The organism is Pseudomonas sp. RIT288 (assembly GCF_000631985.1).
Classification (GTDB): domain Bacteria; phylum Pseudomonadota; class Gammaproteobacteria; order Pseudomonadales; family Pseudomonadaceae; genus Aquipseudomonas.
In genome coordinates this window covers 31,155-46,529 of sequence record NZ_JFYN01000020.1, presented here as the reverse complement: position 1 = coordinate 46,529, position 15,375 = coordinate 31,155, and the positions used below count along the sequence as shown (strand labels likewise).

The 15,375-nt window shown below is 61.9% G+C and carries 15 protein-coding genes and 1 riboswitch; of the genes, 11 read left to right on the top strand and 4 right to left on the bottom strand.

Features of this window, described 5'->3' with window-relative positions; genetic code table 11:
- Nucleotide 1: 1 nt before the first annotated feature.
- Both purN and purM read right to left on the bottom strand, forming a co-directional pair.
- A complete protein-coding gene (purN, locus tag BW33_RS17720) occupies nt 2-652 on the bottom strand; it encodes a phosphoribosylglycinamide formyltransferase (protein ID WP_047600250.1) in 651 nt (216 codons plus the stop codon).
- On the bottom strand, nt 652-1,710 hold the full coding sequence (purM, locus tag BW33_RS17715) for a phosphoribosylformylglycinamidine cyclo-ligase (protein WP_047600249.1): 1,059 nt from the start codon (nt 1,708-1,710) through the stop codon (nt 652-654). Before purM ends, purN begins: the two co-directional genes overlap by 1 nt.
- Before the next feature lie 374 nt (nt 1,711-2,084).
- Between purM and BW33_RS17710 the strand changes: the two genes are divergently transcribed.
- The 5 genes from BW33_RS17710 (at nt 2,085) to BW33_RS17690 (ending at nt 6,772) form a co-directional block, all read left to right on the top strand.
- Entirely contained in the window at nt 2,085-3,143 is a 1,059-nt protein-coding gene (locus BW33_RS17710; protein WP_047600248.1) for a DUF2066 domain-containing protein, read from the top strand.
- A gap of 34 nt (nt 3,144-3,177) precedes the next feature.
- Entirely contained in the window at nt 3,178-4,251 is a 1,074-nt protein-coding gene (locus BW33_RS17705) for an AI-2E family transporter (RefSeq protein ID WP_047600247.1), read from the top strand.
- A gap of 219 nt (nt 4,252-4,470) precedes the next feature.
- Entirely contained in the window at nt 4,471-5,175 is a 705-nt protein-coding gene (gene hda, locus BW33_RS17700; protein ID WP_003223042.1) for a DnaA regulatory inactivator Hda, read from the top strand.
- Between the two features lie 225 nt (nt 5,176-5,400).
- Nucleotides 5,401-6,015, top strand: coding sequence for a C40 family peptidase (locus tag BW33_RS17695; protein ID WP_007962885.1), 615 nt, complete (start codon nt 5,401-5,403; stop codon nt 6,013-6,015).
- 220 nt (nt 6,016-6,235) lie between these two features.
- Complete coding sequence (locus BW33_RS17690; RefSeq protein WP_034156233.1) at nt 6,236-6,772, top strand: C40 family peptidase; 537 nt, start codon at nt 6,236-6,238, stop codon at nt 6,770-6,772.
- A 133-nt stretch (nt 6,773-6,905) separates the two neighbouring features.
- Here the strand turns inward: BW33_RS17690 and BW33_RS17685 are convergent, their stop codons facing one another.
- Together BW33_RS17685 and BW33_RS17680 are read right to left on the bottom strand one after the other, a co-directional pair.
- Nucleotides 6,906-8,219: a PQQ-dependent sugar dehydrogenase gene (locus tag BW33_RS17685; protein WP_047600246.1), complete on the bottom strand. Its 1,314-nt coding sequence runs from the start codon at nt 8,217-8,219 to the stop codon at nt 6,906-6,908.
- Between the two features lie 66 nt (nt 8,220-8,285).
- Nucleotides 8,286-8,870, bottom strand: coding sequence for a hypothetical protein (locus BW33_RS17680; protein WP_047600245.1), 585 nt, complete (start codon nt 8,868-8,870; stop codon nt 8,286-8,288).
- Nucleotides 8,871-9,034: 164 nt separating this feature from the next.
- A riboswitch (cobalamin riboswitch) is annotated at nt 9,035-9,265 on the top strand.
- A gap of 81 nt (nt 9,266-9,346) precedes the next feature.
- Between BW33_RS17680 and cobO the strand changes: the two genes are divergently transcribed.
- The 6 genes from cobO to BW33_RS17650 are packed head-to-tail and all read left to right on the top strand — an operon-like array spanning nt 9,347 to nt 15,340.
- Complete coding sequence (gene cobO, locus BW33_RS17675; RefSeq protein WP_027614057.1) at nt 9,347-9,958, top strand: cob(I)yrinic acid a,c-diamide adenosyltransferase; 612 nt, start codon at nt 9,347-9,349, stop codon at nt 9,956-9,958.
- The gene (locus BW33_RS17670; protein ID WP_047600244.1) at nt 9,955-11,304 is read left to right on the top strand and encodes a cobyrinate a,c-diamide synthase; all 1,350 of its coding nucleotides are present in this window, start codon (nt 9,955-9,957) and stop codon (nt 11,302-11,304) included. Before cobO ends, BW33_RS17670 begins: the two co-directional genes overlap by 4 nt.
- A 47-nt stretch (nt 11,305-11,351) precedes the next feature.
- On the top strand, nt 11,352-12,002 hold the full coding sequence (gene bluB / locus BW33_RS17665; protein ID WP_047600243.1) for a 5,6-dimethylbenzimidazole synthase: 651 nt from the start codon (nt 11,352-11,354) through the stop codon (nt 12,000-12,002).
- Nucleotides 11,999-12,907, top strand: a complete 909-nt coding sequence (gene cbiB / locus BW33_RS17660; protein ID WP_047600242.1) for an adenosylcobinamide-phosphate synthase CbiB — start codon at nt 11,999-12,001, stop codon at nt 12,905-12,907. The genes bluB and cbiB overlap by 4 nt, the downstream gene beginning before the upstream one ends.
- A complete protein-coding gene (cobD, locus tag BW33_RS17655; RefSeq protein ID WP_047600241.1) occupies nt 12,900-13,892 on the top strand; it encodes a threonine-phosphate decarboxylase CobD in 993 nt (330 codons plus the stop codon). The genes cbiB and cobD overlap by 8 nt, the downstream gene beginning before the upstream one ends.
- Nucleotides 13,889-15,340, top strand: a complete 1,452-nt coding sequence (locus BW33_RS17650; RefSeq protein ID WP_047600240.1) for a cobyric acid synthase — start codon at nt 13,889-13,891, stop codon at nt 15,338-15,340. Before cobD ends, BW33_RS17650 begins: the two co-directional genes overlap by 4 nt.
- Nucleotides 15,341-15,375 lie beyond the last annotated feature (35 nt).

The following is a 15,375-nucleotide window of genomic DNA, read 5'->3' as shown; positions in this document are numbered from 1 at the left end:
CCTAGTGTCGAATCAAGTGGCCGCTGGCCGCGAGTAACTGGCCATCCAGTAAAGCACCTTGCTCACCGAGTGCCAGTCGGCCTTCGGCAAACCAGCGTACAGCCATCGGGTAGATCAGGTGTTCCTGGACATGCACTCGCTGCGCAAGTGTCTGCGGCGTGTCGTGCAACTCTACCGGTATTACTGCCTGTACGACCAGTGGTCCACCATCGAGTTCCTCGGTGACGAAGTGCACGGAGCAGCCGTGTTCGGCGTCGCCGGCCTCGAGCGCGCGCTGATGAGTGTGTAACCCTTTGTATTTGGGCAGCAGCGACGGGTGGATATTGAGCAGACGACCCTGGTAGTGACGCACGAAATCAGCGCTGAGAATGCGCATGAAGCCGGCCAGTACCACGAGTTTGGGTTTGAATTCGTCGATCAGTTCAATCAGGGCAGCATCGAAGGCCTCGCGACCTTCGAAGGCCTTGTGATCCAGCGAGCGGGTGGCGATACCCGCGTCACTGGCGCGTTGCAGGCCGTAGGCGTCGGCGCGGTTGGAAATCACCGCAGCGATGCGGACCGGGCTGTCGCCGGTCCGCGTGCTGTCGATCAGAGCCTGCAAGTTACTGCCGGTGCCGGACAACAGCACCACGACATCACAGGTTGCGGACATTAATGAGCCTTAAGGTTCTGCAGATCAACCTGAGCAGCACCTTCGGCAGCGGCAGCGATCTGACCGATAACCCAAGGCTGTTCGCCGGCGTCACGCAGGGTCTTCAGGGCCACTTCAACGTGCTCCTGAGCCACGCAGATCACCATGCCCACGCCGCAGTTCAGTACGCGGTGCATTTCGGTCTCGTCAACGTTGCCTTTCTCTTGCAGCCAGTCGAACACGGCCGGGCGAGTCCAGCTGGCCACGTCAACCACGGCCTGAGCGCCTTTTGGCAGAACGCGCGGGATGTTGTCCAGCAGGCCGCCACCGGTGATGTGGGCCATGGCTTTGACCGCGCCGGTGTCTTTGATCAGCTTGAGCAGCGGCTTCACGTAGATGCGGGTCGGGGCCATCAGCAGGTCGGTCAGTGGTTTGCCGTCGAGCTGGATGTTTTCGATGTCGGCGCCGGACACTTCGATGATCTTGCGGATCAGTGAGTAGCCGTTGGAGTGCGGGCCGGACGATGGCAGGGCGATCAGCGCGTCACCGGTGGCCACTTTCGAGCCGTCGATGATTTCGGCTTTCTCCACCACACCGACGCAGAAACCGGCCAGGTCGTAGTCTTCGCCTTCGTACATGCCTGGCATTTCAGCGGTTTCGCCGCCAACCAGCGAGCAACCGGACAGTTCGCAGCCGGCGCCGATGCCGGTTACAACCTGGGCAGCGGTGTCGACGTTGAGCTTGCCGGTGGCGTAGTAGTCAAGGAAGAACAGTGGTTCTGCACCGCAGACCACCAGGTCGTTGACGCACATGGCGACCAGGTCGATGCCGATGCTGTCGTGCTTGTTCAGGTTCAGCGCCAGGCGCAGCTTGGTGCCAACGCCATCGGTGCCGGAAACCAGCACAGGCTGCTTGTAGCCGGCCGGGATTTCGCAGAGGGCGCCGAAACCGCCCAGGCCGCCCATGACTTCCGGGCGCGCAGTGCGCTTGGCGACGCTCTTGATGCGTTCGACCAATGCTTCACCGGCGTCGATGTCTACACCGGCGTCCTTGTAGCTCAGGGAGGGTTGCTTGCTCATGATCCAGGCCTTTAGGGGAGGGGATTCAGGGGTAACGACCGAGTTCAGCGGGAACATCGAAATCGAGAGGGCAATGGCCTCACGCGAATTTCGGGGTGCCCGGCTGTTGCCGGTCTGCGAAGGCGCGCGATTTTATCAGGCTTGAGGGGCAGCGGCCATCCTCGCGCCGACGGGCAGGGGCATAATCGACTGAAATTTTTTGCAATTGTGCCGGGCAGCTGCCTGTATAAGGTGTGCCGATTAACCGTCTATCGTTACCACTGTGCAAAAACTTACCGCTACCGTGTGAATGTTTTGCGCTGGCAGATGGTCACAGCCTTGCTTAACCGGTTCACGCGGCCTGTTCCAGCCGCTCCTGTCGACGGGAATTTTCCATGCGTTTTTGTAAATTGTTGGTTGTGGGTTGTTTGTCGTTGGTCAGCCTGGCGAGTCATGCCGAAAACCTCAAAGGTCTCTATCAAGTGCGCCAGCCGGTCAGCAGCCAGGCGCCGGAAGAGCGTGATCGCGCCACGCAGGCAGCACTGGATACGCTGGTGTTGCGTCTGACGGGAGACCCCAAGGCTCCGCAAAGTCCCGGGCTGGCGGCGATTCGCAAGGATCCGCAGCAGATCATCAGTCAGTTCGGTTTCGATGCCGGGCCGCCGGAGGTGCTCAAGGTCGATTTCGATCCGGCCACCACTGAGCAGGCGCTGCGTCGCGCCGGGCTGTCATTGTGGGGGGCGAGTCGGCCGTCGATTCTGAGCTGGTGGCTGAACGATTCGACTGAAGGTTCGAGCCTGGTCGGCGACGGTCAGGCCGCGGCTGCACCGTTGCGCTCTGCGGCTCAGCATCGCGGCTTGCCGCTGCGTTTGCCGCTGGCGGATCTGAGTGAGCAACTGGTGGCCACCGCGCCAGTGCTGGATGGCACCGATCCCGCGCCCTTGCGCGGCGCTTCGGAGCGTTACGGCGCGGATGCCCTGTTGGCGGTGCATGCGCACGAAGAGGGCGGCCAGTGGCAGGCCAAGTGGCATCTGTGGCTGGGTGATCAGAAAGAGGCCGGCAGTGTGCAGGGCGCCGATCAGGCCGCCGTGGCCGACGCAGTGATGTTGGCGGTGGCCGAGCGTCTGGCGCCGCGATTTGTCGCCAAGCCTGGCGCTTCGGGTCAACAGACTCTGGAAGTGCAGGGTATGAATCTTGAGCATTACGCCACGCTGCTGCGGTTACTCGAACCGTTCGGTGTGCGTCTGCAAAGTGTCGATGGTGATCGCATCGTGTATCGGGTCAACGGCAGTGCCGATCAGTTGCGTTCGCAATTGTCGCTGGCGAAGTTGCAGGAGTTGCCGGCTGAGGCGCCGGCCCCGGTCGCCGCGCCGCAGCCTGCGGTGGCAGGTGCAGCGCCTGTTGCGACTCAGGCGCCTGCACCGGTAGCACCTTCGTTGCGGTTTCGCTGGTAAGTCTTTCCTTATATAGAAGCAGTAGGAGTGGTACATGGCCGATACGCGGCGTTGGTTCTGGCTCGGTGGGGTAGTCCTGCTTTGCGCGTTTGTCTGGTTGCTGCATCCGATCCTCACGCCGTTTCTGGTGGCGTTGCTGCTGGCGTATCTGTTCGATCCGCTGGTGGATCGTCTGGAGCGGCTGGGCCTGTCGCGCACCTGGGGGGTGATCGCGGTGTTCGCCTTGTTCACCCTGATCGTCACCACGTTGCTGTTGGTGCTGGTGCCGATGCTCGCCAAGCAGTTGGTGCGTTTGTATGAGCTGGCGCCGCAGATGCTTGACTGGCTGCAGCACACCGCGCTGCCATGGGCGCAGTCGAAGCTGGGGCTGTCTGACGGCTTCTGGAAGTTCGACAAGGTCAAGGCGGCAATCAGTGAACACATGGGGCAAACCACTGACATCGTCGGTGTGGTGCTGAGTCAGGCGACGGCCTCGAGTCTGGCGCTGATCGGCTGGCTGGCGAATCTGGTGTTGATCCCAGTGGTGAGTTTCTACCTGCTGCGCGACTGGGACGTGATGATGGCCAGGATCCGCAGCCTGCTGCCGCGTGATCGTGAAGAAACCATCGTCTCGCTCGCAGGTGAGTGCCATGAGGTGCTCGGCGCGTTTGTGCGCGGCCAGTTGCTGGTGATGCTGGCCCTGGGCGTGATCTACGCAGCGGGCCTGATGATTGTTGGTCTGGAGCTGGGGCTGTTGATCGGCCTGATCGCAGGTCTGGCGGCCATCGTGCCGTACATGGGCTTTGTGATCGGCATTGGCGCGGCGCTGATTGCCGGGCTGTTCCAGTTCGGTGGCGACCTGTACCCGATGATCGGGATCGTGGCGGTGTTCATGGTCGGGCAGGCGCTGGAAGGCATGGTGCTGACGCCGCTGCTGGTCGGCGATCGGATCGGCCTGCATCCGGTGGCGGTGATCTTCGCGATTCTGGCCGGTGGCGAGCTGTTCGGCTTTACCGGTGTGCTGCTGGCATTGCCGGTGGCGGCGGTGATCATGGTGCTGGTGCGTCACGTGCACGATTTGTACAAGGACTCGGATATCTACAGCGGGGCAGATGAACCCGAGTTGTAATCCGGTCACGGGCGGCCCGGCATCGTGCCGGGTTGGCCCGTGTTTTGCCGCGGGTTGGTTAGATACCGCGTCAGAGAAACTGTCATAAAACCAGCGTGTTAACGCAAACCTTTGATTTTGCTTGGGGTCTGTCGCATTGTGCGCTCAGCTTCACGGGTATAAACTTCGCAAACTTTACACAGAGGCCACTAACGGTTCCTTGAGAACTGTTCAGTCAGCATGAAACCGATTCAGCTGCCCCTAGGTGTGCGTCTGCGTGACGACGCCACCTTCATCAACTACTACCCAGGCGCCAATGCCGCTGCACTCGGCTATGTCGAGCGCCTATGCGAAGCCGACGCCGGCTGGACCGAAAGCCTGATCTACCTGTGGGGCAAGCATGGGGTAGGGCGTACGCATCTGTTGCAGGCGGCCTGCCTGCGTTTCGAGCAGATGGGTGAACCGGCGGTGTATCTGCCGCTGGCCGAGCTGATGGATCGCGGCATCGAAATCCTCGACAACCTCGAACAGTACGAACTGGTCTGCCTGGATGACTTGCAGGTGATTGCCGGCAAGGCCGACTGGGAAGAGGCGATGTTTCATCTGTTCAACCGTCTGCGTGACAGCGGTCGGCGCTTGCTGATTGCTGCTTCAACCTCGCCACGCGAACTGCCGGTGAAGCTGGCTGACCTTAAATCGCGCCTGACTCTGGCGCTGATCTTCCAGATGCGTCCGCTCTCCGATGAAGACAAATTGCGTGCGTTGCAATTGCGCGCTTCGCGTCGCGGCTTGCACCTGACCGATGAAGTCGGACACTTTATTCTGACTCGCGGCACCCGCAGCATGAGTGCATTGTTCGACCTGCTCGAACAGCTGGATCAGGCCTCGCTGCAGGCGCAACGCAAGCTGACGATTCCGTTCCTGAAAGAAACCCTCGGCTGGTAGTCAGCCCTTTATAAACGCGGCTTTCAGCACGTTTCGACATATTTCAGGCGCCAGAAAATCCGCGTTTCCGCACCCTGTGCAGACCGCGTATCGATTGAAATGGGCTTAAGCGCTTAGATGTAAACGAGAAACCGGGAAGTCACAAAAAGATCGATTGAATTTGCAAATGAGGCTGATAGCGGGCATAGTCTCGGCTTCTTTACAACTTCAGCCACGGTCGTGCCCATGCTAAATCGCTTCGCACCCCTCGTGCCTCTCGCACTCGTCACCCTGTTGTTCGGTTGCGCTGCTCATTCTCCAGTTCAAGAGCAGCCTCAACAGGTTAAAAATTCTGCCACTGCCCAGTCTTCCGTTATTTACCAGGAAGAGCTGGACACCGAAAAAGAACTCTCGGACTTCAACAAGAAACCGTACGAGCTCCCGGTTCTGGCCGACAGTATCCTCGAACGCGGCATGTCCCTGATCGGTACCCGTTACCGTTTCGGTGGTACCTCTGAAGCCGGTTTCGACTGCAGCGGTTTCATCGGTTATCTGTTCCGCGAAGAAGCCGGCATGAATCTGCCGCGCTCCACCCGCGAAATGATCAACGTGGATGCGCCTCTGGTCTCGCGCGGCAACCTTGAGCCGGGCGATCTGCTGTTCTTCGCCACCAATGGTCGTCGCGGTCGTGTAAGCCACGCCGGGATCTACCTGGGTGACAACCAGTTCATCCACTCCAGCAGTCGTCGCAGCGGCGGTGTTCGCATCGACAGCCTGGGTGACAGCTACTGGAGCAAGACCTTCATCGAAGCCAAGCGCGCCCTCGCGATGGCTCCGACCGTGGTCACTGCTCGCAAGTAATTCCCCGTTGTCGCCACGTCCGTGGCGACAAAGACGGTGCCCGGCAAGGGAGTAGACCTAGACTTTACAAGGTGAAGTTAAAGTCTTACTTGAAGTTTGCCGCGTAGCCGCTAGAATCCTGTATCTATATTGATGGCAAACCGCCTGCGTGCTGCGCAGGCGGTTTTGTTTTCTGTCCATCCGGCAGAGAAAGCCGCAGCCAGATCAGGATGTTCTGCTTATGACGATGTCGGCCCGCCTCACGTTGATCTTCTTCGCAGCGCTGCTCAGCGCCTGCGCCAGCCGCACTCCGCCGCCTGCGCCCGTGGTACGCGCCCCGGTGGTGTTCGGGCCTTCCCAAGCTTTTTCGCCGGCTGCTGAAGACGTGCTGTTTCGCGCGCTGGGCCTGGTTGGCACGCCTTATCGCTGGGGCGGCAACACACCGGACTCCGGGTTTGATTGCAGTGGCCTGATCGGTTTCGTCTACCGCGACGCGGCCGGTATCTCTTTGCCGCGTTCGACACGCGAGATGATCGTGATGCAGGCGCCGAATGTCGGCAAAGAGGGATTGCAGACTGGCGACCTGATCTTCTTCGCCACCAATGGCGGCTCGCAGGTTAGCCATGCGGGGATTTACGTCGGCGAAGGGCGTTTCGTGCACGCGCCGGCCACCGGCGGCACGGTGAAGCTGGACAGTCTGTCGAAGGCGTACTGGCAGAAGGCGTATCTGAGTGCCAAGCGGGTGTTGCAGCCTGAGCATCTGGCGCATAACCCGTAGTAAAAATCGCTCACAATCCAATGTAGGAGTGAGCCTGCTCGCGATAGCGGTTGATCAATCAACACTGATGTTGAATGTGACACCGTCATTGCGAGCAGGCTCACTCCTACCGTTGTTTTGGGGCCGGCCAAAGTTACTTGGCGGACGACACCCGCCACACCTTGTTCCCCACATCATCCGCCACCAGCAAACCACCTTGCTGGTCAATCACCACGCCTACCGGGCGGCCAAGCGCGTTCTCGTCCTTGTCGAGGAAACCGGTCAGCACATCCACCGGTGGCCCGTTCGGCTTGCCGGCGGCGAACGGTACGAAAATCACTTTATAGCCACTGTGCGGTTTGCGGTTCCACGAGCCGTGCTGCCCGATAAACGCGCCTTCCTTGAACTGTGCCGGCAGGCTGTTGCCTTCAGCGAAGGTCAGGCCCAGTGAGGCGGTGTGCGGGCCGACGGCATAGTCCGGCGCGATAGCCTTGGCCACCAGATCCAGATTCTGCGGCTTCACCCGGACATCCACGTGCTGACCGTAATAGCTGAATGGCCAGCCATAGAAGCCGCCGTCCTTGACCGAGGTGATGTAGTCCGGCACCAGGTCGCTGCCGATCTCGTCACGTTCGTTGACCGCTGTCCACAACGCGCCTGTGATGGGTTCCCAAGCCAGGCCGTTGGGGTTGCGGATGCCCGAGGCGAAGATCCGGTGGTTGCCGGTGGCGCGATCGACTTCCCAGATCGCGGCGCGACCTTCTTCTTTATCCAGACCATTCTCGCCGACGTTGCTGTTCGAGCCGACAGTGACGTACAGCTTGCTGCCGTCCTTGCTGGCGATAACGTTTTTGGTCCAGTGATGGTTCAGCGTGCCGCCCGGCAGGTCGGTGACTTTGATCGGCTGCGTCTTGATCTCGGTCGCACCTTGCTCGTAGTGGAAGCGCAGCAGGCGATCGGTGTCGGCGACGTACAAATCGTTGCCGACCAGGGTCATACCAAACGGCGAATTGAGGTTTTGCAGAAACACCGTGCGGGTCTCGGCCACGCCGTCGTGATCGGCATCGCGCAACAGGGTGATACGGTTCGGGCTTGGCACGCCAGCACCAGCCTTGCCCATGACTTTCTTCATCACCCAGCCGCGAATGCCGCTGCTGTCATCGGGTTTGGGCGGGGCGTTGGTTTCCGCCACCAGCACATCACCGTTGGGCAGCACGTAGAGCCAGCGCGGGTGATCGAGGCCTTCGGCGAATGCTGCGACTTGCGTGCCGGCGGCGGCGGTCGGTTTCCCGCCTGCAGGCCAGCCGATCGCCGGGGCGATGTTCACCGTCGGGATCAGGGTTTTGTTCGGTTCAGGCAGCTTCGGTGACGGGCCGGTGCCGTCGGAAACTTGCAGGCTGGAGGATTCGCCACAGGCGGCGAGCCCTCCGGCGAGGGCGATGACGAGAGCGAGTTGGGTTTTGCGCATTACTGATCTTCCCTATGAATGCATGCCTAATCATAGAGGAGCGCGCGCACCCGATGGTTCAACTGCTCAACCACGGGCCTCTTTGAGCAGCACGGCAATGCCCGGATGATAGTTGCCCGCTTCGCTGCGCAACTTGCGGTAGGCGTAGGGGAAATACCAGGCCACTGCACAACAGTGTTCCTTTTGCAGGTCGTCGACCATGTCCTGCAGCTCTTCGGGGCTGGCGCTGTGTTGGGCTTTTTGCGGGGCGACGAACAGGCAGCCGAGCTTGAGGTCGCTGGCAAAACTGATGCGTTTGGCGTCGCTGGTGATGTCCAGCAGGGCCTGGGTCAGATTGAGGTTGTTGACTCGCGGCCAGCGCTGGGTCGCCCGAAGGTAGGTGCGGTCTTCAGCCCCGGCGATGAACAGGTCGGCGCGGGCATTGCGTTCGCCTTCCTCGTTCTGTTTGCGAGTGGGGGTGTCGCAAAGGGTTACCAGCTCGGCCATCCATGCCGCAGCGGAGAGCAATCCGAGATTGGCTTTCTCGTCATGCCAGTAAGGGGTGTCGTTGTCGCCGCGAATGGCGTTGTAGCGGTCGATACAGTCAAACCAGCGTTCTAGCATCGGGCGCAGGAATTCCAGGCGCGGGTTGCTGATGATCATGCCTTGCATCGTCATCATCCTTATTGTTGTAGTGTGCTTTTTCAAACAAAAGCATGGCTCTTTGATATCACCTGCCTCAGTGTGGCACAAGATTGGCGTCAGATAATTGATCAACGGCAGTTATTCGCCCGACGGCCCCCTCTTTAATTGACGCTCCACCCCCAACCCTCTAACCTTCGCGGCTTGTTTCAGGTGCTCTGTGACGTGTGTCGACAGGGTGAAACAGGGAAGCCGGTGAGGGTTGTCTTCAGGTGAAGAACGATCACGATCCCGGCGCTGCCCCCGCAACGGTAAATGAGTGAAAACTGCGCCTTGAGCCACTGTGTCGACAGACGCGGGAAGGCGCGCAGTCAGGCGATTCGCTGCTCATGAGCCCGGAGACCGGCCTGATCCATCCAGCGGCATCACGGTGGGCGATGCCAGGCTTTTTGCCGTCTATTCTTGTGCCTGCCCGCCGTTATCCAGCCTCAACGGAGAGCTCCCCCATGACCGATTCCCCCGAGCGCGACGAACGCCATCTGGCGCGTATGCAGCGCAAAAAAGCCGTGATCGACGAACGCATCGCCAATTCGCCCGACGAGTGCGGCCTGGTACTGGTGCTGACCGGCAATGGCAAAGGCAAAAGCAGTTCGGCGTTCGGCATGCTCGCCCGCGCCATGGGCCACGGCATGCAGTGTGGTGTGGTGCAGTTCATCAAGGGCCGCAACAGCACTGGCGAAGAACTGTTCTTCCGCCGCTTCCCCGAGCAAGTGCGTTTTCACGTGATGGGCGAGGGTTTCACCTGGGAAACCCAGGATCGCCAGCGTGACATCGCCGCCGCCGAAGCCGCGTGGGAAGTGTCCCGCGAGCTGCTGCGCGATCCGTCGATCGGCCTGGTGGTGCTGGACGAATTGAACATCGCCCTCAAGCACGGTTACCTCGATCTGGATCGAGTGCTCAGCGACCTGCAGGCGCGTCCGCCGATGCAACACGTAATCGTCACCGGTCGCGCGGCCAAGCCGGAAATGATCGAGATGGGCGATACCGTCACCGAAATGGGCATGCTCAAACACGCCTTCCAGGCCGGTATCAAAGCGCAGAAAGGCGTCGAACTTTGAATCAACCACGTCACTGCCCGGCGGTACTGATCGCCGCCCCGGCCTCCGGTCAGGGCAAGACCACCGTCACCGCCGCGCTCGCTCGCTTGCATCGCAATCAGGGGCGCAAGGTTCGCGTGTTCAAGTGCGGCCCGGACTTTCTCGACCCGATGATTCTCGAGCGCGCCAGCGGTGCGCCGGTGTATCAACTGGACATGTGGATGGTCGGCGAGCAGGAAAGCCGCCGTCTGTTATGGGAAGCCGCTGCCGAAGCCGATCTGATCCTGATCGAAGGCGTGATGGGGCTGTTCGACGGCACGCCGTCCAGCGCCGATCTGGCGCGCCACTTCGGCGTGCCGGTACTCGGCGTGATCGACGGCACCGCCATGGCCCAGACCTTTGGTGCCCTGGCGCTGGGGCTGGCACGTTATCAGCCGGACCTGCCGTTTGCCGGTGTGCTGGCCAACCGCGTCGGCACCTTGCGTCATGCGCAACTGCTCGAAGGCAGCCTGACCGAAGGCTTGCGCTGGTACGGCGCCCTGTCCCGGGAAACCGGGATCGAGTTGCCGAGCCGGCACCTCGGTCTGGTGCAGGCCAGCGAATTGAATGACCTCGACCTGCGTCTCGACGCCGCCGCCGAAGCCTTGGCCAGCAGTTGCGAGGTAGCGCTGCCACCGGCCGTGGAATTTGCCGCGCCTGAAGTGATTCCTGCCGAACCACTGCTCGACGGCGTGCGCATTGCCGTCGCTCGCGACGAAGCCTTTGCCTTCACCTACGGCGCCAGCCTCGACCTGCTGCGGGCGATGGGCGCCGAGTTGAGTTTCTTCTCGCCGATCCGCGATACGCAATTGCCTGACGCCGACAGTCTGTATCTGCCCGGTGGCTATCCGGAGTTGCACCATGTCGCGTTATCGCAAAACACCGCGATGCTCGATGCGATCCGTGTGCACCACGCCGCCGGCAAACCGCTGCTCGCCGAGTGCGGCGGCATGCTCTATCTGCTCGACGCGTTGACCGATGTCGACGGCACCCGCGCTGAACTGGTCGGGCTGCTGCGCGGTGAGGCGGTGATGCAAAAACGTCTGGCGGCACTGGCACTGCAAGCGGTGGACTTGCCGGAAGGTTCGTTACGTGGGCACACCTATCACCATTCCTTGACCAGCACCGAACTGACGCCGATTGCCCGGGGGCTGAGCCCCAATGGCGGGCGCGGGGCGGAGGCGGTTTATCGGGAAGGGCGGATGACGGCGTCTTATGTGCATTTCTACTTTCCGTCGAATCCGACGGCGATTGCTGCATTGTTTGCGCCAGAACGTCAGGCCGCCTTCGCGAGCAGGCTCGCTCCCACAGGGGATCGCGTTTCTTGAGCAAGCACCCCGTCCAATGTGGGAGCGAGCCTGCTCGCGAAGAGGTCATGACCGACAACACATTCTCCGAAGCCGAACGCGAAGCGGTTTATAGAGCCATCGCCGAACGCCGCGACATGCGCCACTTCACCGGCGGCACGGTTGAACCGGATCTGCTGCGCCGCCTGCTCGAAGCCGCGCATCAGGCGCCCAGCGTTGGCCTGATGCAGCCATGGCGCTTCATTCGCATCAGCGACCGCGCCTTGCGTGGGCAAATCCAGAGCCTCGTCGAAGCCGAACGCATCCGCACCGCCGAAGCCCTCGGCGAGCGCAGTGACGAGTTCATGAAACTCAAGGTCGAAGGCATCAACGATTGCGCTGAAGTGCTGGTCGCGGCACTGATGGACGATCGCGAAAAACACATTTTCGGCCGTCGTACGCTGCCGGAAATGGACATGGCCTCGCTGTCCTGCGCGATTCAGAACCTGTGGCTGGCGTCCCGTGCCGAGGGACTGGGCATGGGCTGGGTGTCGCTGTTCGAACCGCAGGCACTGGCCGATCTGCTGCAATTGCCGGCTGGGGCAAAGCCGTTGGCGGTGTTGTGCCTGGGGCCGGTCAAGGAATTCTATCCGGCGCCGATGCTGGTTCTCGAAGGGTGGGCGCAGGCGCGGCCGCTCAATGAGTTGCTGTACGAAAATTATTGGGGAGTGAGTCAATGAGTGTGGCGTTGTTGAGTGTCGCCGCGGTCGCGCTGGATGCGCTGCTGGGTGAACCGAAACGCTGGCATCCGCTGGTAGCGTTCGGCAATTTTGCCGGGCGCATCGAGCGCCGTTTCAATGCGGGCGGGCGCGGCTGGCGCAGTCACGGGGTCACCGCGTGGGTGATCGCGGTGCTGCCGCTGACCTTGCTCGCCACCGCGTTTTCATGGGCGCCGTATGTAGGCTGGATCGTCGAGATTCTTGCGCTGTATTGCGCCCTCGGCATGCGCAGCCTCGGTGAGCATGTCGCGCCGGTAGCCGCCGCTTTGCGCGCCGACGATCTGGAAGAAGCGCGCAAGCGTGTCGGCTATCTGGTCAGTCGCCAGACCAGCGAACTGGACAGCACCGCCGTCGCCCGCGCGGCCACCGAATCGGTGCTGGAAAACGGCAGTGACGCGGTGTTCGCCGCGCTGTTCTGGTTTGTCGTGGCGGGTGCGCCGGGCGTGGTGCTCTATCGCCTGAGCAATACGCTCGACGCGATGTGGGGCTATCGCAACGAACGCTTCGAGCGCTTCGGCTGGTGCGCGGCAAAAATCGACGACGTGCTCAACTACATTCCGGCCCGGCTGGTGGCGCTGACCTACGCGCTGCTGGGCAACACCCGGCTTGCCTGGAAATGCTGGCGCAGCCAAGGGCCGCAATGGGACAGCCCGAATGCCGGTCCGGTGATGGCGGCCGGTGCCGGTGCGTTGAATGTCGAACTGGGCGGCCCGGCGATCTATCACGGCGAACTGCATGAGCGGCCGCAACTGGGCGAAGGTCCGCCGGCGGATGCCGATTCGATTGATCGCGGGTGGCAATTGGTCCAGCGCGGGGTATGGTTATGGCTGCTGATTCTCTGCGTGGGGGCTGAATTCTATGCTTGAGCACGGTGGCCGGCTGCGCAAGGCTGCACTCGATTACGGGATTGCCGAGGCCGACTGGCTCGACCTGTCCAGCGGCCTCGCGCCGTGGCCGTTTGCGGTGCCGGAGATTCCGTTGCGGGCCTGGGCGCGATTGCCGGAAACCGATGACGGGCTGGAGCAGGCTGCGTGCGATTACTACGGCGCCTCGCAGGTGCTGCCGGTGGCCGGTTCGCAGATGGCGATCCAGTTGCTGCCGCGTTTGCGCCGCGCCGGCAAGGTCGGTGTGTTGTCGCCGTGTTATGCCGAGCACGCCGAAGCCTGGCGGCGCAGCGGTTACATCGTGCGCGAAGTGCTGGAGCAGGAGGTGGAATTCTTTCTCGACAGTCTCGACGTGCTGGTGGTGGTCAATCCGAACAATCCCACCGGCCTGAGCCTGACCCCGGCGCGGCTGCTTGACTGGCACGCTCGACTGGCCCAACGCGGCGGCTGGCTGGTGGTCGATGAAGCGTTCATGGATAACACGCCGCAGATGAGTCTGGCACCGCATACCCACCAGATCGGTTTGATTGTGCTGCGCTCGTTCGGCAAGTTTTTCGGTCTGGCCGGGGTGCGGTTGGGTTTTGTGCTGGCCGAGCGCAAGTTGCTCAGATTGCTCGCGGAGCAGGTCGGGCCATGGGCGGTCAGCGGGCCGACGCGGGTGCTCGGTCAGGTCTGTCTGCAAGACACCGAAGCGCACACCCGGCAACGCATTCGCAGCGATGAAGCCAGTGAACGTCTGGCGCTGCTGCTGGAGCGCTACGGCTTCAAACCCCACGGCGGTTGCGCGTTGTTTCAGTGGCTGATCACCGAGCACGCGCCTGCGCTGCACGAATTCATGGCCCGACGCGGGATCCTCCTGCGAATCTTCACCCACAACAGCAGCCTGCGTTTCGGCCTGCCGGCCAACGCCGCTGAAGAAGCGCGTCTCGAACAGGCGCTGCAAGCCTTTGCCAAGGAGTCGAAATGACCACCCTGATGGTGCAAGGCACCACGTCCGACGCCGGTAAAAGCACGCTGGTGACGGCGCTGTGCCGCTGGGCCACCCGTCAGGGTGTGGCGGTGGTGCCGTTCAAACCGCAGAACATGGCGCTCAACAGCGCGGTGACCGCCGACGGCGGCGAGATCGGTCGGGCGCAAGCGGTGCAGGCGCAAGCGGCGCACCTCGAACCGCACACCGACATGAACCCGGTGCTGCTCAAGCCCAACAGCGACACCGGCGCGCAGGTGATCATCCATGGCCGCGCGGTCACCAGCATGAACGCGGTGGCGTATCACGACTACAAAGCCATCGCCATGCAAGCAGTGCTTGCGTCGCACGAGCGGCTGAGTGCGGCGTATCCGCTGGTGATGGTCGAAGGTGCTGGCTCGCCAGCCGAGATCAATCTGCGTGCCGGTGACATCGCCAACATGGGCTTTGCCGAAGCGGTGGATTGCCCGGTGCTGCTGATTGCCGACATCAATCGTGGCGGGGTGTTTGCGCATCTGGTCGGCACCCTGGAGTTGCTGTCGCCGAGCGAACAGGCGCGGGTCAAGGGCTTCATCATCAACCGTTTTCGCGGTGACATCGCTTTGCTGCAACCGGGCCTCGACTGGCTGCAACAGCGCACCGGCAAACCGGTGGTCGGCGTGCTGCCGTACGTGATGGATCTGCACCTGGAGGCCGAGGACGGCATCGATCAGCGCCAGACCGACAAGGCCGAGCAAGTGCTCAAAGTGGTGGTGCCGGTGCTGCCGCGCATCAGCAATCACACGGACTTCGATCCGCTGCGTCTGCATCCGCAGGTCGATCTGCAATTCATCGGCCCGGGGCAGGTGATCCCTGCCGCCGACCTGATCATCCTGCCCGGCTCGAAAAGCGTGCGCAGCGATCTTGCATATCTGCGTGCCAATGGCTGGGACACGGCGATCAATCGGCACTTGCGGTATGGCGGCAAGTTGCTGGGGATCTGCGGCGGTCTGCAGATGCTCGGTGAGCAGGTGCACGATCCGCTGGGCCTGGAAGGCGCGCCGGGGTCGAGTGCCGGCCTGGGTCTGTTGGCATTCGAAACCACGCTGGAAGCCGAGAAGCAGTTGCGCAATGTACGCGGGCGTCTGGCGCTGGAAAACGCCGAGGTCAGTGGCTATGAAATCCATGCGGGCGTGACGGTGGGGCCGGCGCTGGAGAATGCGGCGGTGCATCTGGAGGACGGTCGTTGCGACGGTGCGCAGAGTCTGGACGGGCAGGTGTTCGGCACTTATCTGCACGGCTTGTTCGAATCACCGCAAGCCAGTGCCGCGTTGCTGCGCTGGGCCGGGTTGAGCGATGTGCAGGAAGTGGATTACCACGGCCTGCGCGAGCGTGATATCGAGCGGTTGGCGGATCTGGTGGAGCAGCATCTGGATACCTCGTTATTGCGTGAACTCTGCGGGATTTGAGGTGGATTCATCGCGAGCAGGCTCACTCCTGCAGT